This window comes from Polynucleobacter sp. 35-46-11, from assembly GCF_002281105.1.
Genome location: NZ_NCFJ01000380.1, coordinates 1 through 2496 on the forward strand (window position 1 = coordinate 1; position 2496 = coordinate 2496).

A 2496-nucleotide genomic window follows, 5' to 3' on the forward strand; every position below is an offset into this window, starting at 1 on the left:
GCTTCATCTAACTCGCTTGCGCTACGGATTTGGACTGTCATGATGTTTTTTACAACATCATTCTTAATGACGTTGAGCAACTCACCATACAGCTCGAATGCTTCGCGGCGATATTCTTGTTTTGGATCTTTTTGAGCATAGCCACGTAAATGGATACCTTGACGCAAATGATCCAAGGCAGCCAAATGCTCGCGCCAATGGGTATCTAAGCTGTAGAGTAAAACAGAGCGCTCAAATCCAGCGAAGGATGGACGTCCAGAAAGCTCCACTTTTGCATCATATGACTCTTTTGCCGCCTCTAGAACGCGATCAACGATTTGCTCATCGTCCATAGATTCCGCATTTTCAACCCAATTTTTCAGGTCGACAGTTAAGCCCCAATCGCTAGCCAATACATTCTCCAGGCCAACTAAGTCCCACTGCTCTTCCATGGATTCCAAAGGAACATAAATCGCACAAACGCCACGCAATACATCTTCACGCAAATTGGCAATCAGATCACCAACATCGGCGCTTTCCAATACTTCATTTCTGAGGCGATAAGTTTCTTTACGCTGATCATTAGCAACGTCGTCATACTCCAACAACTGTTTACGAATATCAAAGTTACGGCCTTCAACCTTACGCTGGGCAGACTCAATCGAGCGAGTCACCATACCTGCTTCAATTGGCTCTCCGTCTGGCATCTTGAGACGATCCATCACTGCACGCAGACGTTCTCCAGCAAAAATACGCAGAAGAGCATCGTCCAAGGAGAGGTAAAAACGGGAAGAGCCTGAGTCACCTTGGCGACCAGCACGACCGCGCAGCTGATTATCAATACGTCGACTCTCGTGACGCTCAGTACCAATAATGTGTAAACCACCCGCAGCTAAAACTTGATCATGCAAACTTTGCCATTCGTCCTGAAGGATCCTAATCTTGGCAGCTTTTTCCGCGTCCGAAAGCGTGGCATCAGCCTCAATTAAAGAAGATTGCTTACCAACGTTTCCACCCAAAACAATATCTGTTCCACGACCAGCCATATTGGTAGCAATGGTGATCATCTTTGGTCTACCGGCTTGAGCAATGATCTCAGCTTCCCGAGCATGTTGCTTCGCATTCAGAACTTGATGCGGTAACTTACGCTGAGTCAGTAGGCCTGCGATTAACTCTGAGTTTTCGATTGAAGTCGTACCAACCAATACAGGTTGGCCACGCTCATAACAATCCTCAATGTCTTTGATGACCGCATCGTAGCGCTCACGCGAAGTCTTAAAGATCTGGTCTTGACGATCTTTTCTTTGACTGATGCGGTTTGGCGGAATCACCACTGTCTCAAGGTTATAAATTTCCTTGAACTCATATGCTTCTGTGTCAGCAGTACCAGTCATACCGGCCAACTTGCCGTACATACGGAAGTAATTCTGGAAAGTAATTGTGGCTAGCGTTTGATTCTCATTCTGAATCGGAACGCCTTCTTTAGCTTCAACCGCCTGATGCAAGCCATCAGACCAGCGACGACCCTGCATTAAGCGTCCAGTGAACTCATCAACAATAATGACTTCCTTATTCTGGACAACATAATGTTGGTCACGGTGATACAAAGAATGTGCGCGCAATGCTGCGTACACGTGATGCATCAAAGTAATATTTTGCGGGGAGTACAAAGAATCGCCATCATTTAAAGCACCCAGTTCAACTAAGACTGTTTCTGCTTTGTCATGTCCACGCTCTGTTAAATAGACCTGCTGGGACTTTTCGTCTACCCAGTAATCACCTGGCTTTTCAACACCAGTGCCATCGGCTTTTTCTTCACCAATTTGACGCTCTAAATACGTTGGTAATGCATTAATCTTGATGTACAGATCAGTGTGATCTTCAGCCTGACCAGAAATGATTAATGGGGTACGCGCCTCATCAATCAGAATAGAGTCAACCTCATCAACGATCGCATAAGCTAGGCCACGCTGAACACGTTGACCTAAATCTTGCACCATATTGTCACGGAGGTAATCAAAACCAAACTCATTATTAGTACCGTAGGTGATATCAGCAGCATAAGCTTCTTGCTTAGTCGTGTGATCCATCTGGGACAGATTGACGCCCACCTTCATACCCAAGAAGTTGTAGAGCGTTGACATCCACTCAGCATCTCGCTGAGCCAAGTAATCATTTACTGTAATGACGTGAACACCCCTACCGGTTAAGGCATTTAAATACACAGGAAGCGTAGCAGTTAAGGTTTTACCTTCACCAGTTCCCATCTCAGCAATCTTGCCTTGATGTAATGCAAGTCCACCCATCATCTGCGCATCAAAATGGCGCATTTTCATCACCCGTGAGCTGGCCTCACGAACTACTGCAAAAGCCTCTGGTGCAATATCATCTAATGACTCGCCCGCAGCTAAACGCGACTTGAACTCAGCAGTTTTTGCTTGCAATGCGGCATCATCCAAAGCTTGCAGGCTAGGCTCGAAAGCACCAACCTTAGCAACCACTTTGCGATACTGTTTT

General features: G+C 46.0%; 1 protein-coding gene. It reads right to left on the reverse strand.

Annotation, left to right across the window (positions count from 1 at the left end; genetic code table 11):
* Window positions 1-2496, reverse strand: a 2496-nt coding sequence (secA, locus tag B7Y67_RS15205) for a preprotein translocase subunit SecA (protein ID WP_293599358.1), incomplete at both ends; no start/stop codon positions are given.